This window comes from Antarcticibacterium flavum (genome assembly GCF_006159205.1).
Lineage (GTDB): Bacteria > Bacteroidota > Bacteroidia > Flavobacteriales > Flavobacteriaceae > Gillisia > Gillisia flava.
This window is the reverse complement of sequence record NZ_CP040812.1, coordinates 1956353-1982754: the sequence shown is the minus strand read 5'-3', so window position 1 is coordinate 1982754 and position 26402 is coordinate 1956353. Positions and strand designations below refer to the sequence as shown.

At 42.0% G+C, this 26402-nt stretch carries 24 protein-coding genes and 1 tRNA gene; 14 read left to right on the top strand and 11 right to left on the bottom strand.

The features are described 5' to 3' along the window. Window positions 1–69: 69 nt before the first annotated feature. Window positions 70–942 (bottom strand): MBL fold metallo-hydrolase, encoded by an 873-nt coding sequence (locus FHG64_RS08280; RefSeq protein ID WP_139065958.1) that lies wholly within the window; start codon window positions 940–942, stop codon window positions 70–72. A gap of 368 nt (window positions 943–1310) precedes the next feature. Between FHG64_RS08280 and FHG64_RS08275 the strand changes: the two genes are divergently transcribed. Beyond that, window positions 1311–1832 carry a CIA30 family protein gene (locus FHG64_RS08275; RefSeq protein ID WP_139065957.1) on the top strand — a complete coding sequence of 174 codons (522 nt, stop codon included), beginning with the start codon at window positions 1311–1313 and terminating at the stop codon, window positions 1830–1832. A gap of 486 nt (window positions 1833–2318) precedes the next feature. Here FHG64_RS08275 and FHG64_RS08270 read toward each other — a convergent pair whose 3' ends face one another. Then, window positions 2319–2615: an isoamylase early set domain-containing protein gene (locus FHG64_RS08270; protein WP_139065956.1), complete on the bottom strand. Its 297-nt coding sequence runs from the start codon at window positions 2613–2615 to the stop codon at window positions 2319–2321. A 647-nt stretch (window positions 2616–3262) separates the two neighbouring features. On the opposite strand from FHG64_RS08270, the gene FHG64_RS08265 reads away from it, so the two are divergent. Continuing rightward, window positions 3263–4945, top strand: coding sequence for a Na/Pi cotransporter family protein (locus tag FHG64_RS08265; protein ID WP_139065955.1), 1683 nt, complete (start codon window positions 3263–3265; stop codon window positions 4943–4945). A 27-nt stretch (window positions 4946–4972) separates the two neighbouring features. Here FHG64_RS08265 and FHG64_RS08260 read toward each other — a convergent pair whose 3' ends face one another. Next, window positions 4973–5683 carry a hypothetical protein gene (locus FHG64_RS08260; RefSeq protein ID WP_139065954.1) on the bottom strand — a complete coding sequence of 237 codons (711 nt, stop codon included), beginning with the start codon at window positions 5681–5683 and terminating at the stop codon, window positions 4973–4975. A 94-nt stretch (window positions 5684–5777) separates the two neighbouring features. Next, window positions 5778–6545 carry an undecaprenyl-diphosphate phosphatase gene (locus tag FHG64_RS08255; RefSeq protein WP_139065953.1) on the bottom strand — a complete coding sequence of 256 codons (768 nt, stop codon included), beginning with the start codon at window positions 6543–6545 and terminating at the stop codon, window positions 5778–5780. Between the two features lie 274 nt (window positions 6546–6819). Between FHG64_RS08255 and FHG64_RS08250 the strand changes: the two genes are divergently transcribed. The 6 genes from FHG64_RS08250 (at window position 6820) to FHG64_RS08225 (ending at window position 10945) form a co-directional block, all read left to right on the top strand. Then, a tRNA-Leu gene (locus FHG64_RS08250) sits at window positions 6820–6901 on the top strand. A 409-nt stretch (window positions 6902–7310) separates the two neighbouring features. Next, window positions 7311–7640, top strand: a complete 330-nt coding sequence (locus FHG64_RS08245; protein ID WP_139065952.1) for a hypothetical protein — start codon at window positions 7311–7313, stop codon at window positions 7638–7640. Between the two features lie 98 nt (window positions 7641–7738). After that, window positions 7739–8245 (top strand): hypothetical protein, encoded by a 507-nt coding sequence (locus FHG64_RS08240; RefSeq protein ID WP_139065951.1) that lies wholly within the window; start codon window positions 7739–7741, stop codon window positions 8243–8245. After that, window positions 8245–9195, top strand: coding sequence for a calcium/sodium antiporter (locus FHG64_RS08235; RefSeq protein ID WP_139065950.1), 951 nt, complete (start codon window positions 8245–8247; stop codon window positions 9193–9195). Before FHG64_RS08240 ends, FHG64_RS08235 begins: the two co-directional genes overlap by 1 nt. Before the next feature lie 2 nt (window positions 9196–9197). Then, the gene (locus FHG64_RS08230) at window positions 9198–9656 is read left to right on the top strand and encodes a COG2426 family protein (RefSeq protein ID WP_139065949.1); all 459 of its coding nucleotides are present in this window, start codon (window positions 9198–9200) and stop codon (window positions 9654–9656) included. 29 nt (window positions 9657–9685) lie between these two features. Further along, window positions 9686–10945, top strand: a complete 1260-nt coding sequence (locus tag FHG64_RS08225; RefSeq protein WP_285897870.1) for a dicarboxylate/amino acid:cation symporter — start codon at window positions 9686–9688, stop codon at window positions 10943–10945. A 370-nt stretch (window positions 10946–11315) separates the two neighbouring features. Here the strand turns inward: FHG64_RS08225 and FHG64_RS08220 are convergent, their stop codons facing one another. After that, window positions 11316–12113 (bottom strand): LuxR family transcriptional regulator, encoded by a 798-nt coding sequence (locus FHG64_RS08220; RefSeq protein ID WP_139065948.1) that lies wholly within the window; start codon window positions 12111–12113, stop codon window positions 11316–11318. Window positions 12114–12569: 456 nt separating this feature from the next. After that, window positions 12570–13901: an ATP-binding protein gene (locus tag FHG64_RS08215; RefSeq protein WP_139065947.1), complete on the bottom strand. Its 1332-nt coding sequence runs from the start codon at window positions 13899–13901 to the stop codon at window positions 12570–12572. Window positions 13902–14603: 702 nt separating this feature from the next. Between FHG64_RS08215 and FHG64_RS08210 the strand changes: the two genes are divergently transcribed. After that, entirely contained in the window at window positions 14604–16805 is a 2202-nt protein-coding gene (locus tag FHG64_RS08210; RefSeq protein WP_139065946.1) for a vanadium-dependent haloperoxidase, read from the top strand. A 310-nt stretch (window positions 16806–17115) separates the two neighbouring features. On the opposite strand, the gene FHG64_RS08205 is transcribed toward FHG64_RS08210, so the two are convergent. From FHG64_RS08205 to FHG64_RS08185, 5 genes are all read right to left on the bottom strand, one after another. Beyond that, a complete protein-coding gene (locus FHG64_RS08205; RefSeq protein WP_139065945.1) occupies window positions 17116–17724 on the bottom strand; it encodes a nucleotidyltransferase family protein in 609 nt (202 codons plus the stop codon). After that, a complete protein-coding gene (locus FHG64_RS08200; protein WP_246054352.1) occupies window positions 17721–18866 on the bottom strand; it encodes an XdhC family protein in 1146 nt (381 codons plus the stop codon). The genes FHG64_RS08205 and FHG64_RS08200 overlap by 4 nt, the downstream gene beginning before the upstream one ends. A gap of 5 nt (window positions 18867–18871) precedes the next feature. Then, the gene (locus FHG64_RS08195; protein ID WP_139065943.1) at window positions 18872–20026 is read right to left on the bottom strand and encodes a cysteine desulfurase family protein; all 1155 of its coding nucleotides are present in this window, start codon (window positions 20024–20026) and stop codon (window positions 18872–18874) included. A gap of 225 nt (window positions 20027–20251) precedes the next feature. Further along, window positions 20252–22519: a xanthine dehydrogenase family protein molybdopterin-binding subunit gene (locus tag FHG64_RS08190; RefSeq protein WP_139065942.1), complete on the bottom strand. Its 2268-nt coding sequence runs from the start codon at window positions 22517–22519 to the stop codon at window positions 20252–20254. Between the two features lie 13 nt (window positions 22520–22532). Continuing rightward, window positions 22533–22997 (bottom strand): (2Fe-2S)-binding protein, encoded by a 465-nt coding sequence (locus FHG64_RS08185; protein WP_139065941.1) that lies wholly within the window; start codon window positions 22995–22997, stop codon window positions 22533–22535. Window positions 22998–23343: 346 nt separating this feature from the next. On the opposite strand from FHG64_RS08185, the gene FHG64_RS08180 reads away from it, so the two are divergent. The 5 genes from FHG64_RS08180 to FHG64_RS19585 all read left to right on the top strand — a co-directional run bounded on the left by FHG64_RS08180 (window position 23344) and on the right by FHG64_RS19585 (window position 26372). Then, complete coding sequence (locus tag FHG64_RS08180; protein ID WP_139065940.1) at window positions 23344–24255, top strand: DUF302 domain-containing protein; 912 nt, start codon at window positions 23344–23346, stop codon at window positions 24253–24255. Between the two features lie 180 nt (window positions 24256–24435). Further along, entirely contained in the window at window positions 24436–24996 is a 561-nt protein-coding gene (locus FHG64_RS08175) for a peroxidase-related enzyme (protein WP_139065939.1), read from the top strand. 10 nt (window positions 24997–25006) lie between these two features. Continuing rightward, entirely contained in the window at window positions 25007–25423 is a 417-nt protein-coding gene (locus FHG64_RS19595; RefSeq protein ID WP_246054350.1) for an FAD-dependent oxidoreductase, read from the top strand. Further along, window positions 25378–25635 (top strand): hypothetical protein, encoded by a 258-nt coding sequence (locus FHG64_RS19590; protein ID WP_246054348.1) that lies wholly within the window; start codon window positions 25378–25380, stop codon window positions 25633–25635. Before FHG64_RS19595 ends, FHG64_RS19590 begins: the two co-directional genes overlap by 46 nt. Beyond that, window positions 25557–26372: an FAD-dependent oxidoreductase gene (locus FHG64_RS19585; RefSeq protein ID WP_246054346.1), complete on the top strand. Its 816-nt coding sequence runs from the start codon at window positions 25557–25559 to the stop codon at window positions 26370–26372. Before FHG64_RS19590 ends, FHG64_RS19585 begins: the two co-directional genes overlap by 79 nt. Window positions 26373–26402: the final 30 nt, after the last annotated feature.

Sequence of the window (26402 nt, the reverse complement as noted above, 5' to 3'; positions counted from 1 at the left end):
AATTTTCAACAGAAAACGGAAAACAGCAAACGGAAAACAGCAAACCATCTAACGACTAAAGACTAACGACTACAAAAAAATCTCCTCCCCATCCTTTGGAATAATCAACTTTTCAACTTCCCCGTTAACCGAATTCGCAATTTGCTGCAAAGAGGCCCGGGTGGTGGTGCAATGATCAAGAGCTTCCATGTGAACTGCAATAACTCTGGCATTGCCGCTGGCTTTTAAGAGGGAGATGGTTTGCTCCTCATCCATCAGGATCGGGTTTTCTTCATACCCCGGGAATCTTGCTCCGCCGGTATTGGCTACAATGATATCTGGTTTAAATTCCTCGATGGCCTGTGCGACTTCCTCTGTCCATATACTATCACCGATAATATAGATCGTTGGCTGATCTTTGGCTTGTAAAACAAATCCGGAGACGGTTCCCATCCTTTTGCCGATCTCCCCGCTTCCATGTTTCCCACCTGTGCGGTGAATATTTATATCATTCCACAGAAGATGTTCCTGCAGGGTGTGGGTATTGGAGAAATCCAGTTTTTGAAAATAATCCTCATCTGCCGGCTGATTCACAATTTTTACATCGCGGGGCAGGACTTCCCTGGCAACCGAATCAAAATGATCTGAATGTGTATGCGATACCAGCACGAGATCTGTGTTTTCAATAATGTCCTCCACACTTAACGGCAGTTCCACCGTAGGGTTCCTTTCTCCTCCTGCAAAAGGATTATAAGCCCCTTTTTCAGCAAGTAATGGATCCACCAGGATCTTTTTCCCCGCGTAATGGATTACCAGAGTCGCGTTTCTAATTAACTGAATGCTGTTTTTCATAAAAGAATAAGTTTCGGAAAAAGCTGTCTGAGAATAGAGCAATCCGCCAGGTGTCACTACAGAAAGTGCTCCCAGGCAGGAAAGGTTGGAGATGAATTTACTTCTTTTCATAGGTTGTACAAGGTAAGGAAAGTTGGAGTTAGTTGTCAGTTCTCTGTTGTCTGTTGTCGGTTGAAAAAGTTGTAGGTTGTAGGTTGTAGGTTGCAAAAAGTGGAAAAGCCCCCTGGCCCCCAAAGGGGGAATAAAAAACTCGCAAAAAGTAGGATTATCTCGTAAAGAAAATTGCAACAGAAAACGGCAAACGGCAAACGACAAACGGCAAACGGCAAACAGAAAACAGCAAACGGCAAACAGAAAACAGCAAACAGCAAACAGCCACCCCTATACCCTAAACACGAATTAACAAATCCCCAATTAACTTATCCACAGCAAACTAATTGAAACTGAATCCTTAATTTTAAAGAAAACTGAATGCAGCTATGAAATTTTTAATTCTAACTACAATGATTATGAGCAGTTTACTTCTATTCGATTTTAGCGCCTCAAAAGATTGGTCTGCCTGGGAGATTGAGAATGACGTGGTGATGGGTGGAAATTCCACCAGCGACCTCTCCCGCAGTGAGGAGGGACACGCAGTCTTCACAGGATTCGTTTCCCTGGAGAACGATGGCGGCTTCGCTTCTATACAGTACCACTTTGAACCTAAGGATATCAAAGGCTATGAGAAAGCAGTAATACGGGTAAAAGGCGATGGGAAGGAATATCAATTTCGTATAAAAGCAAATCTTAATGAAAGGGCAGCTTATGTATATACCTTTAAAACCAGTGGTGACTGGGAAACGATCGAGATCCCTCTTAATCAAATGGAGCCAACATACCGCGGGAACAAGCTGGACCGGCCCAACTTCAACGCCAATGAGCTACAGGAAGTCAGGTTTATGATAGGCAACGGGAAAGCTGAGAATTTCCGGCTGGAGATTGATAGGATTGAGTTGAGGTAAGTTGTTGGTTGTCGGTTGAAAAGGTTGTAAGTTGTAGGTTGTAGGTTGAAAAAAGTGGAAAAGCCCCCTAACCCCCAAAGGGGGAATAAAAAAAGTCTGGACCTGGAAAAAAAGTCAGAGGACAGAATTTTTGCGACGTCTTGTTTCTTGTCTCTTGATTCTTGCATCTTTTAAAGGCTCCGTGAAACTCCTTTTTTCACTCATTTTAAACTCTGTGGTTAAGCAACAAATTAACCTAAGAAAAAGGAGAATTAAGCTATCAACCAGAAGCCAACAACAAACAACAAACCCCAAACACCAAACAAATTTCAAACGCCAAATCCCAAATTCCAACCAGAAAACGAAAAACAGTAAAAAACAGATAACAGTAAACGGAAAACAGTAAACGGAAAACCCTCAGCGTAATCCGCTAAAATCCGCGAAATCCAGCCAGGTCATCCAAAAATGCCTGCAATCCAAGCCTATACAAGAACCTCTGCAACCAAACTATACTTCCAAAACAGGATTCTCTGCTCCCGCGTGGTCGTTCCAGCGATGGGAATCGGCTTCAGGTTCGTTGGTGTAATTGCCGTCGATTAAATATTTGAATTCGTAGCTTTTATCTTTTTGCAGATCAAAGGTGCCTTTGAAATTTCCGTTCCTTTGCTTCTTAAGAGGATGTGCCGCAGGGTCCCATTCATTGAAGTCACCTACTACACTCACTTCCTTTGCCTCTTCAGCCGGAACTACGAAGGTTACTTTACAAACAGGTTTACTTTTGAGATATTTTTTTTGGATAGCCATGATTTTCAGTTTTAAATTGGGCCTCAAGAACACGATTAAAATCCTGATTTGCAATAGGTGAAACCCGTATTAACACCAGCATTTTAAATTTTAACTTGCTGCAAACGATGTAGTTGAAAAGTTTTTTTCGGTTGTCGGTTTTCGGTTGTCAGTTCTCAGTTGTCGGTTGAAAAAAGTTGTGAGGTGGTAAATGTTGTAGGTTATAGGTTGTAAGTTGTAGGTTGTTGGGTTGAGGTGGCGAGAGTGATTCTCCATTTTTCGAAATTAATTTTATTTTACCGGGATATTTGAAGGTAGCCACGAATGCACGAATGTTTTTGTTTTCTGCTCTTCCGGCCGTCGTCATCCTGAACTTGTTTCAGGATCTAATGGGCTGAGGGTGTTACTCATCTCTCGAACCCTCGCATACCTCACCTATTTCTTCCCGGCAGCAGAACTGCTGATCAAAAAAATCTGCGTAATCCGCTAAAATCTGCGTAATCCAGGAAAACAACGCCAAACCCCGAACAAGCCTGCCGCAGGCGGGTTACAAACCTCAACTCCCATACTTAAGACACCCCAACTTTTTCAAATCTCACATCCAAAATCTCACATCTCAATTCTCAATACTATTTCCCCTATCTTTATATAGCTATACCTCCCCTTAAATGGAAAACACAGGTTTTGATTTCTGGATGTTTATCGCCGGTCTGGGGATCTTCCTTTTTGGGATGCGGCATCTTGAGGACAGCATAAAAGCGCTGGCAGGAAAGTCCTTTAAAAATCTGCTGCAACGGTTCACGAAGCGAAGCTGGAAAGGCATCCTCACCGGCACCGCCGTAACAGCTATTCTCCAAAGCAGCACCATGGTCACCCTGCTTGCCCTGGCCTTTTTGGGCGGGGGGATGATCGGTTTGAAAAACGCGGTGAGTATTGTCCTGGGGGCAAACCTAGGTACTACTTTCACCGCCTGGATTGTGGCGACTTTCGGATTCAAACTCGATATAGCCGACTTCTCCTTCCCCTTCCTTGCCGTTGGGATCCTGAGTTACCTTTTCCTGGACACCCGACCCATTTTGCGGAATCTGGGAGGCCTGCTGGTGGGATTTGGATTGCTGTTCCTGGGGCTGGATTATATGAAAGTGGCTATTGAGACCGTGGCCGGCCAAATTGACCTGGCAACTTTTTCCGGCTACGGCTTGTGGGCTTTCGTACTAATTGGGGTGATCATCACGGCGCTCATTCAGTCCAGTTCTGCCATGATAGTGATCATCCTTAGCGCGCTTAACGCAGACCTTATCGATATTTACCAGAGTGTGGCAATGGTCATAGGAGCCAATATAGGGACCACCACCACCCTTATCTTCATCTCCATTGGCGGTACGGCCGATACCAAACGGCTTATGATGGCGCACGTGATCTTTAATGTGGTAACGGGAACGTTGATGTTCTTTTTTATTAAGCCGCTTGTATATGTAACCTACTATATTTTTGGGGTAGAAGATCCGCTTATGGAGCTGGTGTTGCTAAATACAGTTTTAAATGCAACGGGAATTCTCCTGTTCTATCCTTTTCTTGGTTTCTTCGGAAGGTTTCTCAAAAGGAGGTTCGTTAGTGCAACCCCGGAAGGGGAGACGCTGTACGTCAAAAATATCTCCCCGAAGGTGGCAGATGTTGCCCTGCAGGCATTGGATAAGGAAATAGCTGAAGTTTACCGCATCACAGCCGAATACATAAAGCAGAATTTTGGGATAAATGAGCGCGACAGGAACAAGGAGTCCAGGTGGAAGAAAATATTTGCAAGCGCCAGCGGACTCTCAAAAAAATACGAAAAGATAAAACGCATTGAAGATGAACTCACTACTTATTATGCCGAGCTTCATAAAGAAAATCTCACCCCGCACGAGGCCGGGCAGCTTACAGCTATTATGATGGGATTGAGGTCTCTTATTTATAGTGCCAAAGATATCAAGGATGTTACCCATAATATTCTTTATATGTTGGAAGCAGAGGATCCTTTGGCAACAAAGATCCTTGATAATCTAAGGGAGGTGGTTTATCACAGGCTGGAGGAAATTCAGCAGGTATTGGAATTAGAAGAAGTAGGGGAGCATCCACCATCCTGGGTACAGGAGAATGAGCAGGTGTATAACGAACTCATTTCAGAATTATATAATAATATCAAAGGACACAGCAGGAAAGGAGTGCCAATAAGTACGATCACCAACGTCATTAAACAGGGGATCTCGTCGCTTGATAATCTTTGCAGCGCAATCATTTACTGGAAGTTCCGAAAAGTCACGACGCTGGATGAGGAAACACTACCGGGGGTGGAGGAGAAGGTTGAATAAATATAAGTTGCCTGCTGAAGGTTCTTTCTAATTAAGGTTAATCCCAAAAGCGAGCCCGATCCATGGCTTTCCCTGGTAGATCCAGTGCTGCCTGTTGGTGTCCAATAGGTGGTCAAAACCAAGGGCAAGACCGGCCGTGAGTCCGTTAAAACCTATGATCCCGGCCACTCCTGTAGAGAATACCATCCCGTCATATTCCAGGTCGATCATTTCGCGGGTTACCCACGGATTTACAGGTTCAGAACTTAAACCCGCAAAACCACCCAAGCTAAATCCAACGTGACGTATCTTTCTTTCGGTTTCTCCCAAAGGTGATTTGTCATACCTGATGCTGTACATATCATTACGAAAACCCAGGTAAACATTTCCATTGAAATTAGTGGTGAGCTGCTGTGGTACTCCGGCTGTTTTGAATCTGTACTTTAAAGGCATGGTGAGAATGTCCAGATCAAAGGAAGGGTTGTGGAAGGTATAGTTCCTATCATAACTACCAGTGGTTGGAGTAAAAATACCGGCAGGTACCGCAGCAATTTGCTCTGTTCCCCCGGTAACAGTAATTGGAAAAACTTTTATGCTGTCCTCCTCTACATCTATATAAACCTTATTCCCGGCCTGCGGGATCACGGTGTTGTAATACTTTGAGGATTCGAAATCGTATTTGGAAGATTCCTGCAGGGAAGTGCAGGAGGTGGAAATGGTTAAAATAAGAATGCCGATAATATAGAAGTACTTCTTCATTTCAGATTTTTACAAAAGCCGGAAAACGGATGGCTGTCCCACACAGGTTAATAAGGGTAATATAAGGAAAACCCTACTTCAGCAAAAATTATTCTTAGAGATAGAAGTAAAGAAAGACCACACCCAAGACAATCCTGTAATAGCCGAAGTGCTTAAAACCATAATTTTCCACGATCTTTAAAAAAATCTTGACGGCAAACCAGGCCGATACGAATGCAACCAGCAAACCCAGTCCCAGGAGCATAAATTCCCTGCTGCTAAAAGTGAGGTCGGTTTTTAGAAGATCGTATCCTGCAGCTGCGGCAACTGTGGGTAAAGCCAGGAGGAAAGAAAATTCAGTCGCCTGTTTTTTATCGAAGCCGTTGAAAACCCCTCCCACAATGCTGGCTGCTGCCCTGGAAACTCCTGGAATAAGGGCGAAACATTGCCAGAAGCCGATAAAGAGTGAGTCTTTATAGGAAATGTTGGTGATATCTTCATACCGGCTTTTTTGAGAAACCACCTTCTTGTCTACCAGGATAAGTACAAGCCCACCTATAATCAACGAAACAGCGACCACCACCGGACTAAAAAGTACATTCTTGATAAAATCATATCCCAGGAACCCAAAAACGGCAATGGGTAAAAACGCCACTCCCAGTTTGAGGTAGACATCTATTCCCTGCAGGAACTTTTTAATATACATAATGGCAATAGCCAGGATGGCCCCGGTTTGAATGAAGACCTCAAAGGTTTTTACAAATTCGTCGTCGTGGATCTCAAAGAACCGGGATAGCAGGATCATATGCCCGGTACTGGAAACCGGAAGAAATTCGGTTATTCCTTCAATGAGTGCTATTAAAAATCCTTCGAAAATGGTCATTAAAAAAGATTAGAAGTGAACGCGGCATTTCGAAACAGTTGGGAAATTAAATTTTTCAGGAATCAGGTAACCACTTTAAAATTTCATCCCTTCCGTCCTGCATCGCGCTTTGGAATTTGAAAGTGCAAAAATATTGGAATGGGTTCAATCCTGAAAATATAAATTAGGAAGACGGGTTAATTTAATTGAAAATTAATCCCCCTTGCAAAGTAAAATTACCCGCAATAAAAAATGCAGGATTATAAAAATTTTGCTAATTTTGCCACCTCCTTAAGCTCGAGTGGCGGAATTGGTAGACGCGCTGGATTCAAAATCCAGTTCTTTCGGGAGTGCGGGTTCGATTCCCGCCTCGAGTACTTTTAACATGTCAAATCAAATCAAAACCCCGTAAACTTCAATGTTTACGGGGTTTTTCATTTTTACTGATATCATAAAATATCAAATTTTGCTATATAAAAGGTGTCCCATTCGGTGACCTTGAGTTAACACCAAAGGTGCGCCCGAATGGTCTGCAAAGCCTTGTTAAATAAGGGCTTACGAGTTTAATGCTAAATTGAGGAAAAAGATGCAAGATTTACTTCCAGTTCTATTCTATGTAAGGAAAAGTAAGAACAAAAACGCTACTCACGCTGCGGTATCCTTGCGATTAACCCATTAAGTGTTATCCCTCAATATGAAGTTTTAAAAAATTATTCGACCTCCCCTATTTTTATTGAAAATTTAACAAATTAAGGTTCTACATTTGATACTCATTTCAAAAGAGAGATGAATATATTAAGGTTTATACTAATTCTTCTGCTGCTGGTTCCCACCAGCGGTCAAACCTTTGCTTTTTCAATTGAAATAAATGACGAACCGCTACTAATCGAAGCAGGTTCCCAGGTATCTGAGGATTTTCAGGATCTTATGCCTAGCCGTTTATCCACTTCTTTTGATATCTTAAAAGAAAGAATTTTCCCGACATATCACGCCGTTCAGGTCAAAGAGGATAACCGGGAATTTTCCAGGAGTAAAGCGTATTCTGCTCAAAATCGGTTTATAACTCCGGGGCTAAGTATACCAGATATAATCTTTCCCTTTCACACCTTTCTCTAGATCCTATTTTTGGTTTCCATAACCCAAAAATTAATTGTGAATTCCCACAGGGAAATTCGCAATGCATATTAATAGGATTCATCTAAATATCAAAGAAAATGAAAATCGATTTTATAGTTATATCGGGTATCCTGGTAATCTTCAGTTTTTTACCATTTATCCTTTTCCCTTTACTAAGAAGTAAAGATGAAAAAAATCTTAGGAATAAATTTAAAAATGAAACATCCTCCCGTGGATTGAACATAAGTTATATGCTTGCCTGGAACAGCAACCTTGCAGGTATAGATATATTAAGACGGGAGTTTGTTCTTACTCAATGGCTCAATGAGAAATTCGTGGTGAAACATGTTGATCTAAATAAAATTCATACATTAAAAATAATGGTCGAAAACAGGCTGGTGGAAAGACATAATAAAAATACAGAAGAACTTTCCCGTATTTCCCTTGCGTTTTTCCAAAGTAATTCTGTCGAACCGGTAATGGTTAACTTATTTGACTATGACCTCAATTTCACACAGGATTATGAATATAAAAATGCTCAAAAACTGCTTGCCGAATTACAGAAGTACGCCTGTGCACAACCTGTGTTAAAACATACCGCTTAATGTTATTAAATATAATTCTACTGGCTGCAGGTCTGCTCCTTCTAATAAAGGGAGCAGACTGGCTGGTATTTGGAGCTTCAAGTATAGCAAAGAAACAGCAAATCTCAGATCTGGCTATTGGACTTACAATAGTAGCTTTTGGGACTTCAGCCCCGGAACTGGTGGTAAATATAGCCGCCTCTTTAGATGGGCATCAGGAGATTGTTTTCGCCAATATCATTGGGAGTAACAACTTTAACCTCTTTTTTATTTTGGGGGTAGCCGGACTTATTACCCCTTTGGTAGTGCAGTCTAGTACCCTCTTTAAAGAGATCCCTGTTTCATTTGTAGCTGTAATTATGGTCCTGTTCCTTGCTAATAGCTTTATTTTTCAGGATAGCATCCTTAGCCGTTTTGACGGGGTAATTCTTTTGATTCTTTTCCTGTTATTCCTGGGATATGTTTATACCCAGTTAAAAAAAGAACCGGGAAAAGAGGAGATTAAAGTGATCAATTTAGCAGTCTGGAAGATATGGGGTCTTATAATCATTGGTTTAGTTGCCCTTGTAGCAGGAGGTAAACTGGTGGTTAATAGTGCCATATTTATGGCCACTTCTATGGGGGTAAGCGAAAAACTAATAGGACTAACCATAATAGCTGCAGGAACCTCTTTACCGGAACTTGCTACCTCGGTCGTTGCAGCTCTAAAGAAGAAAAGTGATATTGCAATTGGGAATGTGATAGGCTCTAACATATTCAACATCTTTTTTATCCTGGGTATGAGTGCCACAGTAAGACCAATTATTTATGATATGGCCTTCAACCGTGATATTTACCTGCTGTTGGTAGGTACTGCTGTCCTTTTCATATTTCTTTTTTTTGGTAAGAAAAAGTTAGGCAGAATTCCTGCAGGAATGTTGGTAGCAACTTTTATTCTCTATACTCTCTATCTAATAAGTTTTGAAATATAGCGATGGTCTACGATATTTTAAGTGCGATGTTATGGAGTATCTCTCCTTTCGGGGAAGCAAAGGTGGGAATACCTTACGCTATATACAATGATGTAAACTACTACCTGGCATTTACACTATGTTTTGCAGCTAATGTGATGGTGTTTCCGGTTATGCAGTTTTTTCTAAATTATATCAATAGATATTTATTGAGATGGAGATTCTATAAACGATCGGCCATTTTTGTGGCCAGAAGAGCCAAGATTGGAGCCGGTGGCAATGTGAAGAAATATGGGTTTTGGGGTTTGCTTGTTTTTGTGATGATGCCAATCCCCGGTACAGGGGTGTACGCAGGAACCATCGCGGCCTGGTTATTTGGTTTGGAGAGAAAGAGAGCTTTTATAGCTAACACTGTTGGAATTTACTTCTCATGTGTCATCGTATGGACTATTACAGTACTTTCTGTAGAAGGAATCAATTAATTATATGCTTAAATTACAATACTTAGGAGTTGAAAAAAATTAAATTGGCCCTGCACTGGCAGATCCTGTTAGGGATGGCGGTAGGGATAATATTCGCATTAATTTTATCAGCTTTCTCCTGGGGTGCAGAATTTATTAGAGACTGGATCAAACCCTTTGGCACCATCTTCATAAATTCCCTTAAGCTTATTGCTGTCCCCCTTATTCTGGCCTCCCTAATCAAAGGAGTTTCTGACCTGGGAGACCTTTCTAAATTATCCAAAATGGGGTCCCGAACCATTTTTACCTTTATCCTCACCACTTTCGTGGCGGTGTCGATAGGACTCATATGTGTTAATCTTATTAAGCCGGGAGCTACAATTTCAGAAGAAACCAGAAATAATTTGTTAGCCGGTTATGCCAAAGAAGTGACCGGCAGGATTGAACTGGCACAGGAACAAAAAGAAGCCGGACCGCTGCAGGCAATGGAGGATATTGTTCCTTCTAACATTTTCTTTGCGGCGAGTGATAACACAAAAATGTTGCAGGTAATATTCTTTGCTATATTTTTTGGAATAAGTCTCATTCTAATACCTTCAGCAAATGCTAAACCTGTAAAAGATTTTTTTGACGGGTTTAATGATGTTATCCTGAAAATGATAGACCTTATAATGCGAGCAGCACCATTGGGTGTGTTTGCACTTATGGCTGCTCTGGTGGTAGAATCCCCAGATTCTAATTTGTTCTCAGCGCTGGCAATGTATGCCTTGACTGTTTTGGTGGGCCTCTTTTTGATGCTGGGAGTATATGCTGGTATCGTCTATTTCTCTTCTAGAACAAATGTGCAAACCTACTTCAAGGCTATAGCACCTGCACAGTTACTTGCTTTTTCAACCAGTTCGAGTGCAGCCACGCTTCCTGTAACTATGGAATGTGTGGAAAATAACCTTCGTGTACCAAAAGAAATCGCTGGTTTCGTACTTCCAATAGGTGCAACAATTAATATGGATGGCACCAGTCTCTACCAGGCGGTGGCAGCGGTATTTATAGCACAGGCTTTTGGAATGGATCTAAGCCTTGAAGCTCAACTTATGATCATACTAACCGCTACCCTTGCCTCCATAGGATCTGCAGCTGTGCCTGGTGCGGGAATGGTGATGTTGGTGATCGTGTTGGCTCAGGCAGGTATTCCTGAAGCTGGTTTAGCCTTGATCTTTGCAATTGACCGCCCCCTAGACATGTGCAGAACGGTTGTGAATGTTTCCGGGGACGCAGCTGTTTCGGTAATGATGGATAAAATATCAAAATGATGTATTTCTAGTTTATTTTTCTACAATTCGTTTTACTCTAATTTAAATAAGAATTATCATAACAAGCCTGCCCGGGAACACTGCAAATTGGGATAATGGGATACCGCTGTAATGGTGTGATAAGCGAAATTATATGCACTCACGCATTGAGTACTTTTAAAACCTGTATTGGTTTGGGATATCAAAACTTTGCAGGTTTTTTGTTTCTGCTTGACAAAAAGCAGATAACCATTTTTAATTTGACCTTAAAACCTGAGATACATTGGAGGCTAGATGTTGATCGCAACAAACAGCCGCTGGGAATAATCCTGCATTTTCAGCCTACATAACAATTTTTTACAATTCTTAATTGATCTGCTTTTATCACTGCCTACATGATTAAGCCGGTAAGTATTCTCTCCGCGATTAATTCTGCTGTTTTATTACACCCTGTTTTTTTTAAGATATTTTTGCGGTGAGTTTTAACTGTATGTTCAGAAATATTAAGGTTTCCGGCAATTTGTTTTGCACTTAAACCTTTGGCCAAAAGGTCAAGGATCTCCTGCTCCCTATCTGTCAATTTTTCCAGGACCTTGTGGCATTTGGAATTTGCAAATTCAGGATCAAATACCCCTTTTTCAGGATCTATATTGTAGAATGATTGCCTGCCTTCGAGGTCTATGAATGAAACGTTATGGCTGCTTTTTGAAGTGAGATGGGAAATATCTGTATGTATACTCAGCACGTGCTGCATTCCCCCCGATTCACTAATTGATAAAGGCGTTGCCTGGTGAAGCATAATCCTCTTTTTCCTATCACGGTCCTTCATTTCATAAGAATAAACCAGCTTGTAATCGGTAATTTTTTCTCTGGGTAAAAATCTTCCGTAAAAATCCCTTACCACTACCTCCTTTTTTTGTACCCATTCCAGTTCTCTGGGGGTAGCTGTTTTTAATAATTTTTCTATTGTTACATTTTTCGGATGTATTCCGGTGAGTAATTCAACATCTGGAGAAATATAATCCAGTTCCAGATCGTGTACATTGAGGATGTAAAAATATGACGTGCCCGGAGTAAACAGACCGGCCATTTTTTTGAACTGCTGCGTTACCTTAAAAGGATCGTATTTCTTCACCTCCCTGGAATATTCTTCTCTCCAAAAGTTAGTGATTTGCTTCGATTTAGACATTTTTATAGGTCTGGTTGCATTAAAAGATATAAAAACCTTGAAAAGTAATCAAGTTATGGAGGTTGGAATAGCTTATTAATGTCCTAATATTTTCCAGAGGTAGACAATTAGTTTATAGGACAGGCCGTAGTATTTGCCTAAAAATACCTTTAAAGAGGTATTTTATTAAATCAAAGTATGGTTTACATTAGTATAAACGCCAGAAGGCCAATAGTGTAAAGATTAAAAAACTATAACCATAATAATCCTCCGGGAACAGTTCCAATTAAACCCAGGAATCTCAACCGGATATTTGGTAGGGCACTTATCCAACCGGAGGATATTTTTAAATAATTATTCCGTAGATTAATTTTCCATTCTATTAATCTGTATTAACGATCAACCGGGTACTTTAAAATTCTCATTTTATGCCCTGTGATTAATTTCTGAAGAACATTTTCCCCTTCTTCTTTCTCTTTATTTAGTCAGGGTTATTTTAAATACTGATCCTTCATTTAGTTTGGATTCCACCTCCAGATCTCCACCATGTGCTTTTATAATATCATAACTAAGGCTTAAACCAAGGCCTGTTCCCTCTCCGGTGGGTTTGGTGGTGAAAAAGGGCTGAAAGATCTTATCTTTTATTTCTTCCGGAATGCCGGGACCATTGTCCTCTATTATGATCTCGATCTTATCTCCAAGGTCCCTGGTAGCAACCTTCACTATGGGTTTGAAATCTGGATTCTTTTTTCCGGTATCTGTATTATCTATGGCCTGAAAAGCATTGTTGATGATATTTAGCAATACCCTTCCAATGTTCTGGGGAATCACATTGACTTTGGGAAGATTGGGGTCAAAGTGGGTTTCAAAATGAGCCTGAAAATCACTGTTTTTAGCTCTCATTCCATGAAAGGACAGGCGCAGGTATTCATCTGCCAGAGAATTTATGTTTGTTAAAACCCTTTCTCCCCCGTTGGTGCGGCTATGATCCAGCATTCCCTTTACAATAGAATCTGCCCGCTTGCCGTGATGGTTGATCTTTTGGAAATTTTCTTTGATGTCCTGAAGGATCTCAGCCATTAAGAGCTCGTTTCTCTCCTCTTTCTTTTTCTTAATTTCTTCTTCGATTTCTCCTATCATTTCAGCACTTACATCTGAAAAATTATTTACAAAATTCAGCGGATTCTGTATCTCATGGGCAATGCCCGCGGTAAGTTCTCCAAGGGAAGCCATTTTTTCAGAGTGGATTAGTTGAGCCTGGGTGGCCTTAAGTTTGCTCAGGGTGTTTTCCAGTTCCCGGTTGGCATTTTCCAGCTCTTTCGTTCTTCTTTTAACAGCATTTCTTAGCTGAATATTTTCAGCCTTTATCTTCTCCAGGCCAACGGTTTGTCCCTCTTCTGTCCTGGAATCTGGAAAGGAGATATGTTGCTGGACAAACTTCCATCCGTCTTTCTTTTTTTGTAGTAAGGAAGATACCCTTGCATTATCATAAAAAGTCCAGGCTCCATCTATATTTATATAACAATCTGCCTTCTCAATAATGCCAATGAGGCCATCAACAACTTTCATCCTGATATCCCTGTTCCTGAATTCGATCTTGCCTGCCACGGGTCCTACAGCTCTTTCCAGGTAATTTCCAGATTCATTTTTATTGTAATATACTTCCTCCAGGGTTGTGCCAATTTGGTGGATTTCCTCTGCCATGAAAGATTTATATGTTTCCACATCGGCATTGAACATGCTATTAAAGAAATGGATATACAGCTCTTTTACATCGGCCTCCAGATTTTTTGTTAGTGTCTTGCTCATTGATTATTAAATCGGATATGTTTATAGATATTGACCTTGCTTGTTCCCACTGTATTCTTTAACCATTCTCTTTACCACCTAATTCTTCTATTTCATCCAGGTACCTTAGTGACTGTGAAATTTTTAAGTGAGCTCTTTATAGGAAAGAGGGAGCTTTACTTTTGGGGCTCTTTAGGGGACGGAAAATCAACCCTGATAGGTCTTCCCGACTAAAGATTTGTATACTGATCTTTTTATAGCTGAAAATAGTTAAGGAGGGAAACCAAGTTAGAATTTCGTGAAGGAGCATTTTAAAAAAGCTTCTTACGTGAAATAATTTCTATAAACTTTTACAAAAAAAAGTATGAGTTTAAGGGAAATATTCAAGAGAACCTTAAGCTCCCGGCACTTATTTACCACTTTTAAAAACCGGTAAAATCGTAATATATAAAGCTACTATTTAATTGTAAAATATGAATAGAAAATAAGAAGGTTTTTATATAGAGTTTCATCTAAATAATTGAATATCAGCATATTTTAAGGGAAATTACCCATATTCATCGTGGGTAAAATTAGATAGCTTTAGTGTGAAACATATTCATCCTTCCAAAAATTTGGACCCTACCTCCAGCTCCCCTCATATTAGTGTTTTGCGCCTCTTCATTCCACAACAGCTGGAATTTGTGAAATTCTTATTAGCTATTCAATTAATTCTTTTTAATTATGAAAAAACTACAAATTTGGCTATTTGCACTAGGGGTGTGCGTAGCCATGACTTCCTGTAGCAAGGAAGAGGTATCGAATCGAGCCGATTCTACCGAAAAAGCCAGCCTTTCCTTTGGTGCTATCCTCCATGATATGGAGGCCAACAGGCTTGCTTCCAAACAATCTTTGGAGGAGTTACCGCAGTGTACAGATGACGCAGTCTCTTATGTTATGATCATTCTTTCCAGAAATGGCACAAATGTGGTGGGTACCCAGCAGCAGCCATTCAGGATAGACCTGGTTCCAGATCAATTGTTTACTGAAGAAGCACCAGAGCTGGAATTAGATCCTGGAATCTATTCCCTGGATTATTTTGGAGTTTACAATGCGGCAGGGGACCTTATTTGGGTTGCACCTGGCTCCGGAATTTTTAGTGAATTTCTGAATTTTCCCTTGCCACTTGAAATTGATCTCAGAGCAGGGGTTAAAAAATATGTGGAAGTATCTGTTCTTTGCTTTGATGACCGGTTTGTAAATGAATACGGATACCTGTTCTTTGATCTTGATACCAACCGGGCTATTGAATTTTGTGTTTTTGGTAATTACTGTGATGAAACAGGCAGGCATTATCCTGCTGCATTTAGCGTGGATATTTGGTCCTATAGCAATGGAGAGACCGGCGCACAGTTATACGCCAATGTTGCGAATACCGTAGCTATGAATGATGCCGGGGATTATGCAGGCGCACCTGTTTGTTTTGCCCTGCCCGATACTGATGGTCCAGATGAATATTATGTTGAAATTACCTTATTGAATTCTGATGCCTATGGAAATGTTACTGAAGAAGTCATACGCAGCGGAGTGATAACAGATGAGGATGTAAGAAATCTTTTTGACGGGGATGATGCTGTAGATTATTTCCACTTTAGAGAAGGGGCCTGTAATCTTGATGATTCCCCCGATATTTTTGGGGATGATGGAACGGCAGATGCTTACAGCAATGAGACTGTACTGGAATGGAACGAGCTGGTAGCCGCATCTATAAATCAACAAATGCCCCAACCGCTGGAGGTGAAAGCTTATGCGATGATCACCCTGGCGATGCACGACGCTCTAAATAATGTAGTGCCAAAATATGAAACCTACGCCCTGGATAATTCCCAGGTTGATACCGAAGGTTTATCTACAGAAGAACTACATTTAATGGCAGATGCTGCCGTTTCTCAGGCTGCAAGGGATGTGCTTGTGCAGCTTCGTCCTGCCGCAACAACAGCGGCAGATGAACTTCTGGCCTTAATACTTTCCCAAATCCCAGATTCAGATCAAAAGGAGCAGGGTATCCAAGTTGGTATGGATGCTGCCGCTGCTGTATTGGCAAAAAGAGCAAGTGATCCAGCCTTAGGATTTGAAACCTACCCGGGAGGTACAGAGCCGGGTGAATATCGGGTTGATTATTTACCTTACGTGAATGCCAATCCGCCCGTATGGCCTGCAAACACAGTCTATGGTGCCAATTTGGGGGAACTTCCACCATTTGGGATTCTATCCAGCGACCAATTTATGGATGAAGGTCCCTATCCTTTAAATTCTGCAGAATATATAGCAGATTATAACGAGGTGAAAACCCTGGGATGTGCCAACTGTCCGGCAAGGACTGCAGAACAACTGGAAATTGGATTATTTTGGATAGAAGGCCCTTCAAGTTCAATGAACCGTATTGCCAGGGACATTATTGTACAAAGAGATCTTGATGGTTGGGAAGCTGCCAGGCTTATTGCTCTTATTCAAATGGCGATAATGGATTCTTATATAGCCTCTTTTGAGGAAAAGTTCCACTTTACATTCTGGAGGCCCATTTCAGCTATAAGGAATGGGGATACAGATGGGGTTGAAGCAACCATAGGAGATGAGACCTGGATGTCCCATTCAATAACCCCGCCAAATCCTGAATTTCCTTCTTCTCACTCCTACGCTGCAGGCGCTGTTGCAGAGATTTTTAAAGCTTATTTCAATAGCGACCAGCTTAACCTTACCGTTATAAGCCCTTATACCTTACCGGGAGTTGAACGTCAAATGACCAGTTTCTCACAAATATCCAATGAGAAAACGATTTTTGGTCTATACATAGGTCACGACTTTAGGCACGGTTTGGAAGTTGGTCAAAGGAATGGTGAGGAACTTGGAGCATATATCTACGAGAATAATTTAAGAGAAAAATAGAAAAATTCTTGCGGGTATTTTAAACTCATATTTTTGAAATAGTCCGGTTCCATACGAGCCGGACTATTATTTTTAATTTCCCCGGAAAGAATGAAAGGGATTTGTGAAAAACCAACAACCTCCACATTCCAAGAACTAAGAACTTTGTTTTTTCAGTATTTAAGTAGTCCTGCTATTTCACTGTTCTAATTTCATCAACAAATGAACAGTAAAGGAAGAACCTTCTCCTTATTTGAAATCTACTGCAAACTTAACTTCATTAACTTCGATCATTCTTTTCAAAATGTAAAAGATAATTTAAGGTAGAAAATTAGATTCTGTCTTGTTTGCGCAGTAATTCCAGATCTTTTGGGGTGTCTACGTCAAAATTTGCTTTCGGGATCCTGAGGGTTTGGAATTGGAAATCCTTATTTCCTATTAATTTCTTTGCTCCCCTGTCCCCCTGTAACTTCATTAACTGCGGAAAGACCTTCCCGGAGAAAAGGGCCGGCACTCCTACATCACCTGCATATTCAGAGAATGTTGCATCGCTATTTTCTTTCAGCTGAAGGTCTATCAAAGCTTCCAGATCTTTCCTGGTAACAAAAGGTTGATCGGCCAGAAGGATGAGAGTATGTTCGGGTGTATGTTTTTGATCAAGGAGTGCTGTCAATCCTTTCTTTATACTCCCCGAAATTCCTTCTTCCCAGTCTTCATTGATTACAATTTGAAAACTATTGGTATTGGTCATGGAGCTTATCTCCATTGCCTTTGCTCCCAGAACTAAAACCCGGGAAGTAAAATCGATGCTGCCGGCAATATCAATGACGTGCTGCAGCAATGTTTTGTCATTATATTCTACTAGCTGTTTAGGCTGTCCCAATCTTTTTGACGCCCCGGCTGCCAGGATCATCACCCCAATATTCCTGTTCCCTGTCAAAGCCTGATCTTTGTGAAATTATCCTCCTTAGTATTATGGATGGGGCCGCTCTTTTTTCTTAAGTGCCCTGCAGTATTACCAGTAAGCACCGCCTGGATCTCTGCCAGGATGGAAAGTCCAATTTCTGCAGGTGTTTCAGCTCCAATTTCAAGCCCAATCGGGGCGTAGATCCTGTCAAGGTTCTCGGGTTTTAATTCAAATCCTTCAACCTTTAATTCATCCAGCATTCTTTGGTATTTCTTTTTAGGACCCAGGATTCCTATGTAGGGAATATCATCATAGGCCAGGAGCAGTTTAAGGACTGCGAGATCATAATTATAATTATGGCTCATCAAGACAAAACAGCTCCTTTTATTTGGCTCAATATTCTTTAAGGTCTCCTCGGGTTTGGAAATTATCACCTGGCAGGTTCCTGTAAAACGCTCATTATTAGCGTGCGTTGGCCGGCCGTCAATAATCGTTAAATCCCATCCAAGTAATTGGGCCTGCCGCGACAGGATTTGTGCATCATTTCCCGCTCCAATAATTACAAGGTTTACCGGGGGCTCAAAATTTTGAATGAACACGTGCTGGTTCACTCCCTCTAAAGAAACTTCTATAAACCTGTTGGTTTTATCTTCCAGACTTATTTGTGCCTCTTTAAGAATAATATCGGCTATATCCTTATTAGGCATCTCGCCTTCCAATTTCAGGTTCTTGTAAATCATAAATAAAGTTCCGGGCTGTTCTTTTGAGCGGTCCAGATTGAACTGCACCGCGATGGCAGCAGGATCCTTCTGCTTAATGAGAGCCTTCAGCAACTCACAGGGATTGTGTTTCTTTTGGTAATCCAGCGGCTCAAAAAGTACCTGGATGATGCCGTTGCAACCCAGCTGGGCACCTATCACCGCGTCATCCTCATCGCTTGTATCATAAGTAACCAGGTTATTTTTTTGGCGGTGCATTGCAAGCAGTGCCTTTCGCAGCGCATCCCCTTCCAGGCAACCCCCGCTTATTGCACCCGTAATGTTGCCAAATTCATCTATTAACATCCTGGCGCCCGCCCTTCTATAAGAAGAACCTTCCACGTGTACGACTGTTGCCAGAACACTGGAAGTACCTGCCTTTTTCAGCAACTCATATGCAGCGATTATGGCGTCCATTTCCCTCATGCTCTTACAATCCTTAATTCATCTACCACCTTTTTAATTTCAGCAGCGGCTTTATCTATATCGGCCTCAGTTGTTTGTCTGCCAGGGCTTATTCTTAAAGAAGACAGTGCCAGTTCATCACTTATACCCATAGCTTTTAACACGTGGGAAGGTTTCAGTAAATTTGAGTTACAGGCAGAGCCCCGGGAAACCGCGAGGCTATTTAATTTTCGCAGTAGGTGACTGCCATCTGTATTCTTAAAGGTCACATTTGTAGTATTTGGCAGCCGGGCAGCAGATTTGGAATTTATAGTTACTTCTTCGATCTCCTCCAGGAGAGCCTCCAATCTATTTCTAAGGTTTTCAATTCTAGTTACCTCTTCTTTCATCTCTTTTAAAGCAATCTCTGCCGCTTTTCCAAAACCTACAATCGCTGGTACATTTTGGGTTCCTGCGCGCATTCCCTTTTCCTGCTTACCTCCATAGATCTGCGGCTCTATATCCAACTTATTCTTTTTATTGATATATAAAGCTCCTGCACCTTTGGGGCCGTATATTTTATGTGCTGAAAGAACGGCCAGGTCAACATCCAATTCCTTAAGGTCGACCGGGATTTTACCAACACCCTGGGTAATATCGCTCATAAATTTCACCCCTTTTCGCTCTGTTATTTTGCTAATGTCTTTTACAGGATGGATAAGGCCGGTCTCATTATTTGCGAGCATAAGACAAACCAGGATAGTTTTAAAGGTAATAGCCTCCTCGAGTTGGTCCAGATCTATATTTCCCTGTGGGTTTACCTCCAGATAGGTGATATCAAACCCCTGTCGTTCCAGGAACCCGAGGGTATCCAGGATGGCTTTATGTTCTGTCCTGGCGGTAATAATGTGGTTTCCCTTATGCTTATTTGCCCCGGCAAAGCCCAAAAGGGCCAGGTTTGCAGCCTCTGTAGCACCAGAGGTGAAAATGATCTCCCCGGGCCGGCAATTAAGGAGGGCAGCGAGTTGTTCCCTGGCCTGTTCCACAGCATCATTGGCATCCCAGCCAAAAATATGATCACTACCGGCATTCGCGAATTTATGCGTAAAATACGGCAGCATGGATTCAAGTACCCGGGGATCAACCGGGGTGGTAGCATTATGGTCCAGATATATTTTATTGTCCAGCTTCATTGAATAATCTTATGCTGCGAAGTGATTCTATTAAAGTAAACATCCTTAAAATTTGGTTGAAGATTGAAAACCATCTTAAGATAATTTGGGTATCTCATGATTTATAAATCCAGGTTTGCCTGCCAGTAAAAACAGGAAACCGGGCAGGTATTTATATAAAACACCTTGCAGGAATTTAACCTTCTTTAAAACTGTGTAGGATCTATATGGATTTCCAAAAATTGATTAAGTTTTAAATTCTCCCTGCAGTTCAGAAATAAACGGTTGTTTATACATCCTTTTTCCACTGGCCTTATAGAGCGCATTTGCCAAAGCCCCTATTACAGGTGGATAGGGAGGTTCTCCCAGCCCGGTGGGATCTATCCCGTTATCTACAAAATGAACATCGATTTTTTTAGGTGCTTCCCTGTGCCGTATAAGCCGGTAGGAATCAAAATTGCTTTGTTGTGTTATACCGTTTTCAAATGTAAGCTGGCTGTACAAGCCGTGGCCAATTCCATCAATAGTTCCTCCTTCTACCATATTTATTGCAGCATCGGGGTTTACCACAATCCCACAATCTACTGCACAAACCACTCTGTCAATGACCGGTTCATTATTGCGCAGTGTCAAGTCCAATACCTGGGCCACATAGGAATTATGGCAGTAATAGGCAGAAACCCCTCTGCTTTGTGAGGTGTTACTGTTATTCCAGGATGATTTCTCCCGAACCAGTTCGAGAACCCCTGCAAATCTTGCAGGATCGTAATCATTGTTTTCTCCCACAGGATCATTTTGTGCCCGCTTCAGCATTTCCAATCTAAATTCTATAGGATCCTTGCCCATTTCTTCTGCAAGTTCATCCAGGAACGACTGCTCTGCCCCGGCGATGAAGTTTGAACGTGGTGCCCTGAAGGCTCCAATGGAAATATTGGAATCTACGGTCCAGCTTTCAGCAAGATAATTATCTATTGCTCCTGCAGGAAAGCGGTTGGCGAACAGCGGACTCTCAGACATACCACCTGCATTTACGTGGAATGCGGTTAGGTTGTTGTTAGCATCCAGGGCGGCCCTGTAGGTCACATAATAAGCAGGGCGGTACACTCCATTGGTCATGTCATCCTCACGGGTGTAAACCAGTTTAATTGGAGCTCCCATTTTTTGCGAGATAAGGGCAGCTTCCACCACAAAATGTCCGTAGAGCCTGCGGCCAAATCCCCCGCCCATACGGCTCATTTGAATATCTATGTTTTCCAGGTCCATACCCAGCCGCTTGCTTATACTTTTCTCAGCAAATTCGGGGGTTTGTATAGGTCCTATTAATTCTGCCTTATCGTTTGTCACATTGGCAAAAAAGTTCATTGGTTCCATACAATTGTGTGCCAGGTAAGGGCAGCTGTAAGAACGCTCAATAACCTTTGCTGCATTTTTAAATGCAGCTTCTGGATCTCCATCCTTTCTAATCATTTCAGCTTTTTTGGACGCGACTTCTGCCATTAAAGTTGAATGTATATTAGAGTTCTCCAGCCCGCCCGAGTCCCTTAGCGCCGGGGATTTTTCCAGGATCTCAATTTCCTTTACCAGCTCCGGCCTTAGGTCCCATTCTACCTTGATCTCTTTTCTTGCCTGCATTACCTGCCAGGTAGAATCTCCTACCACCACTACAACCTGTGGAAAAGCACCAACGTCGCTCCATTCCTTTTCCATATCATCCGGGTAGGTGTTTATTGAAAAAACATCCCTTATGCCGGGCATTCCTTTTGCCTTTTCAGCATCCATATTTTTAAATTCCATACCAAAAGCAGGGGGCTGGATGATCATGGCGATAAGCATATCCTCCCGCTGTATGTCCAGTCCATATAATGGCTGGCCGGTGACTATCTTCTTTGCATCCACATTTTTCCTGGAGGTACCTATGATCTTAAAATTATTATTATCCTTAAGTTGTACTTCTTCTGGTACTTCAACATCTACAGCTGCCCTTGCGATCTCACCGTATCCTATACTGCGGTCACTGCCGCTATGCCTTATCACTCCGTTTTCAACGCTAAGTTCTGATACCGGAACTTCCCATTGAGCTGCGGCGGCGGTTAGCAACATTTGCCTGGCTGTGGCCCCGGCCATTCGCAGGGACTCCCAGCCCTGTCGAATGCTCTGGCTGCCTCCTGCCAGCTGTCGGGTGAACACTTCTGTATTTAAAGGTGCCTGCTCCACCAGGACGTTGTTCCAGTCTACGTCCAGTTCCTCTGCCACGAGCATGGGCATAGAGGTTTTTACATTTTGCCCAATCTCGGGATTGGGAGAATAAATCGTGACGATCCCGTTATCGCCTATTTTGAGATAACCATTGAGTTCAAACCACTCGTCTGGCATTTGCATGGCCAATTCGGCCTCAGCCTCTTCTTTACCACGGGCACATCCTAACCAGCTAAATCCAATTACTAACCCACCTCCCGCAAGGGAAACACTTTTTATAAAGGATCTTCTTCCTATACCTGTTTTTACTTTACTCATTTTTGTGGGTTTTTTAAACTGTTCTTGATTTTGATGCTGTTTTGATCGCTGCCTTTATGCGCACATAGGTGCCGCAACGGCAAATATTACCGTTCATGGCCGTATCTATTTCCTCATCGCTTGGATTAGGATTACTTTTAAGCAGTGCTGAAGCGCTCATAATTTGTCCCGCCTGGCAATAGCCACATTGAGGGACATCATGTTCCAGCCACGCCATTTGTACGGGGTGGTCCCCATTTTCTGAAAGGCCTTCAATAGTGGTGACCTCATTCTCCTGAACTGCCGATATCGGTATTTGGCAGGATCTTACGGCATTACCGTTGAGGTGTACAGTACATGCGCCACATTGAGCGATCCCGCAGCCAAATTTGGTGCCTGCCAGCTTAAGATGATCCCTTAAAACCCACAATAAAGGAGTGGTTTGGTCTACATCTACGGTGAGGTTCTTTCCATTGACGGTAATATCGAATTCTGCCATAATAAAACTAGATTTAATTGAAGTCTATTAAAGTATGAAAAAAAAATTTTACGGCCGTTGCAGTCAAAGAGTAATTGAGTACCTGCCATAAAATTTAACAGAGCCAGCGGGATATTTGAACCAGCACCTGTGCATCTACGCAAAAATGATCCTTTTAATTTAGAGTTGATTTACCTGGATAATTTTATTTTCTACCATTTATACAAATAAACCGGGCTAAGGAAAAACCGGGATGGCAAATAATTTTCTTAAATTGTTTTGGTGTTTAAATGATTGCAATACAGGCAGATCTATCTAATTTTAGATGCTATTCTTAAGAAATTTTTGATCTAAAATAAAACCGATAATGAAAAAAAGAACGTTGATCCTGTTATATATACTTCCTTTTATTTCCTGTGGAGGGGGAGGGGGACTTTTTAAAGGTGGTATTGGGAGTAGTGCTGAAGGTATTAATTATGCCAGTGCAAACATGAGGGTGGAAGAGGCCTATGAAAATCTCAAAGCTGCTCTGGGTGAAAATGATGATATTTCTGTTATTGCAGAAGTGGACCATGGGAATAATGCCGCCGGGACGGGACTGGAACTTCCTGCTTCAAGAATAATATTCTTTGGTAATCCAAAAGCCGGAACCCAATTAATGCAGAAAGATCAAATTGCCGGGCTGGACCTGCCCTTACGGGTCCTTTTCTACGAGAATAATGAGGAGGTAGTGGCACTTTTTAATAGTGCTTCTTATATGGAAAAGCGATACAACCTTCGAAACAGCAATACGTTACAGCAAATTTCCTCCAATCTGGATAGATTGATGGGGGACGCGATGGGGACAGAGGTGGTATGGGGGAAAAGTGCCAATGTGAGAAATTCCCAGGGTATTAAAACGGTACAAAGCACCCGTAGTTTTGATGAGACCTATTCTTCCATCCTTAAAATCCTGGGTAATAATAATGATATAAAGATAATAGCCCAGCTGGACCACAGTGCCAATGCCGCCAGCGTGGGGATGGAGTTGCGCCCTACAAAACTCATAATTTTCGGGAATCCCTCTTTGGGCACTCCTTTGATGCAATCGGCTATTAGCACCGGGCTGGATCTTCCGCAAAAAATGCTGGTTTGGGAAGATGAGGAGGGAACGGTGAATATCTCATTTAATACGCCGCAATTTTTAAAAACGCGTCACAACTTCAAAGGCCTTAAAACAGAGGTGGAAACTATGGCAACGGGCCTTAACGATCTGGCCCGGGCTGCAGCGGGAATTTAATTTTTTCTTTTTTCTTCGGAAATAATCGTCGCAGGATGTATTTTCAGCAACTTTCAGGTACTTCAGCAATAAGAATCCTGTTGTATATTTTTTTCAGAAACAGATCATTGGGATGAAGAGGGTTTTCAGAAGTAATATGCATTTTAATGAATATATTTATAATTCATCCAAAGAATTAAAATGTCCAGAATTAAAACCATTCAACCCGGGGAAGCAACCGGCCGGCTAAAAGAGATATATAACGACCTGGAAAAACAAAGGGGCCAAATTGCTGAAGTTCATAAAATGCAAAGCCTGAGGCCAGAGAGTATTGTGAAGCATATGGAATTGTACATTGAGATCATGTTCAGCAAATCTCAGCTTTCCAGGGCTCAGCGTGAAATGATGGCAGTTGTGGTCTCTGTGGCGAACAATTGCAACTACTGCGCTGCACATCACGGGAGTGCCTTGTTGCACTATTGGAAAAATGAAGAAATGCTCGCTGCCTTAAAGAATGACTACAAAGAGATGGAACTCACCAATGTGGAAATGGCCCTCTGTAAATATGCAGAGGAGGTGACCCTGCGGCCACAGAACCTGGAGGAAGTAGATCCCACCGCATATTTAATAGAAGTAGGATTTAAAGATCCTGCCATCCTCGATGCCAGCCTGGTCGTGGCTTATTTTAATTTCGTAAACCGGATGGTCTTAAGCCTGGGGGTTGAAATTGAACAGGACGGGGGAGCAAATTATAAATATTAAGCCATAAAAAATGGAAGAATTTGACGCGATAATAATTGGCACAGGACAGGCAGGGCCGCCACTGGCTGCCAATCTTGCGAAGAACGGATTTAGGACCGCGATCATCGAAAAATCCCACCTGGGAGGCACCTGTGTTAATGATGGATGTACGCCCACCAAAGCCTATGTAGCATCTGCCCGCAGGATTTTTGCGGCCGGTAACAGCGAGGAGCATGGGGTAGTATTGGAAGGGGAATTGAGGGTTGATCTCAAAAAGATCAAAACCCGAAAAGATGAACTTGTACAGGAATCCCGAAGCGGACTTGAGAAAATGTTTGCTGACACCGAAAATATAACTTTAATAAGGGGGAAGCTACTTTCATTGATGAGCATACGCTGCAGGTGGGTGAAAAAGAATACAGGGCCGGGAAGATCTACATCAATGTAGGCGGGAGACCGCGAATTCCAGATGATTTTAAAGAAGTAGAACATCTTACCAATGACAGTATCCTGGAGTTGGAGGAGATCCCGGAGCACCTTATAATTGTAGGAGGGGATATGTTGGTCTTGAATTTGGCCAGATGTTTCGCAGGTTTGGCAGTAGAGTTACTATCCTGGAAAGAGGAGAGCAGCTGCTCGAAAAAGAGGATGAAGATATAGCTGAAGAAATTGCAGCGATATTTAAAGATAGCGGGATTGAGGTGAAGCTGAAATCCAATTGTATTAGTGCAGTAAGATCTGGCAATGCAATAACTGTGAAATATGATTGTGAAGAGAATAGGGAAGATATTACAGGTTCACACCTGCTACTTGCTACCGGCAGGATCTCGAATACCGAGGATCTTGGCCTGGAAAGGGCGGGAGTGAAGCTGGATGATAAAGGCTATATAGTGGTAAATGAAAAGTTGCAAACCAGTGTACCCCATATCTGGGCAATGGGAGATTGCAATGGGGAGGGGGCTTTCACCCACACTGCTTACAATGATTTTCAGATCGTGAATTCTCATCTTTTCGAAAAACGAAAAAGATTTTTGTCAGATAGATTTACCTGTTACGCCGCTTTTATTGATCCGCCCCTGGCAAGGGTGGGGTTGAACGGAAATGATATTAAGGAACAGGGGATTAAAGCAAAAGTGGCAATTATGCCTATGAACAAAATTGCAAGGGCGAAGGAAAAAGGGGAAACAGCCCGGAAATTAAAGATATTTATTGAAAACAATACCAATAAGATCCTGGGTGCTACTTTCCTTGGTACGGGGGCAGATGAGTATATTCATACTATTATTGACCAAATGTATGCAGGAGCTTCGTATGAGATCATAAGAGATGCCGTACACATTCATCCAACTGTGAGCGAATTGCTGCCCACTATGTTGGGTGATCTTAAAGAGTTTTGAAATTTCCATAGAAAAACCCTTGCGTGAAAC

Coding starts and splice junctions, on each gene's coding strand:
- FHG64_RS08280 (WP_139065958.1), bottom strand. CDS start 942: ATGAAAAGAAGTAAATTCATCTCCAACCTTTCCTGCCTGGGAGCACTT.
- FHG64_RS08275 (WP_139065957.1), top strand. CDS start 1,311: ATGAAATTTTTAATTCTAACTACAATGATTATGAGCAGTTTACTTCTA.
- FHG64_RS08270 (WP_139065956.1), bottom strand. CDS start 2,615: ATGGCTATCCAAAAAAAATATCTCAAAAGTAAACCTGTTTGTAAAGTA.
- FHG64_RS08265 (WP_139065955.1), top strand. CDS start 3,263: ATGGAAAACACAGGTTTTGATTTCTGGATGTTTATCGCCGGTCTGGGG.
- FHG64_RS08260 (WP_139065954.1), bottom strand. CDS start 5,683: ATGAAGAAGTACTTCTATATTATCGGCATTCTTATTTTAACCATTTCC.
- FHG64_RS08255 (WP_139065953.1), bottom strand. CDS start 6,545: ATGACCATTTTCGAAGGATTTTTAATAGCACTCATTGAAGGAATAACC.
- FHG64_RS08245 (WP_139065952.1), top strand. CDS start 7,311: ATGAATATATTAAGGTTTATACTAATTCTTCTGCTGCTGGTTCCCACC.
- FHG64_RS08240 (WP_139065951.1), top strand. CDS start 7,739: ATGAAAATCGATTTTATAGTTATATCGGGTATCCTGGTAATCTTCAGT.
- FHG64_RS08235 (WP_139065950.1), top strand. CDS start 8,245: ATGTTATTAAATATAATTCTACTGGCTGCAGGTCTGCTCCTTCTAATA.
- FHG64_RS08230 (WP_139065949.1), top strand. CDS start 9,198: ATGGTCTACGATATTTTAAGTGCGATGTTATGGAGTATCTCTCCTTTC.
- FHG64_RS08220 (WP_139065948.1), bottom strand. CDS start 12,113: ATGTCTAAATCGAAGCAAATCACTAACTTTTGGAGAGAAGAATATTCC.
- FHG64_RS08215 (WP_139065947.1), bottom strand. CDS start 13,901: ATGAGCAAGACACTAACAAAAAATCTGGAGGCCGATGTAAAAGAGCTG.
- FHG64_RS08210 (WP_139065946.1), top strand. CDS start 14,604: ATGAAAAAACTACAAATTTGGCTATTTGCACTAGGGGTGTGCGTAGCC.
- FHG64_RS08200 (WP_246054352.1), bottom strand. CDS start 18,866: ATGGACGCCATAATCGCTGCATATGAGTTGCTGAAAAAGGCAGGTACT.
- FHG64_RS08195 (WP_139065943.1), bottom strand. CDS start 20,026: ATGAAGCTGGACAATAAAATATATCTGGACCATAATGCTACCACCCCG.
- FHG64_RS08190 (WP_139065942.1), bottom strand. CDS start 22,519: ATGAGTAAAGTAAAAACAGGTATAGGAAGAAGATCCTTTATAAAAAGT.
- FHG64_RS08185 (WP_139065941.1), bottom strand. CDS start 22,997: ATGGCAGAATTCGATATTACCGTCAATGGAAAGAACCTCACCGTAGAT.
- FHG64_RS08180 (WP_139065940.1), top strand. CDS start 23,344: ATGAAAAAAAGAACGTTGATCCTGTTATATATACTTCCTTTTATTTCC.
- FHG64_RS08175 (WP_139065939.1), top strand. CDS start 24,436: ATGTCCAGAATTAAAACCATTCAACCCGGGGAAGCAACCGGCCGGCTA.
- FHG64_RS19595 (WP_246054350.1), top strand. CDS start 25,007: ATGGAAGAATTTGACGCGATAATAATTGGCACAGGACAGGCAGGGCCG.
- FHG64_RS19585 (WP_246054346.1), top strand. CDS start 25,557: ATGTTTCGCAGGTTTGGCAGTAGAGTTACTATCCTGGAAAGAGGAGAG.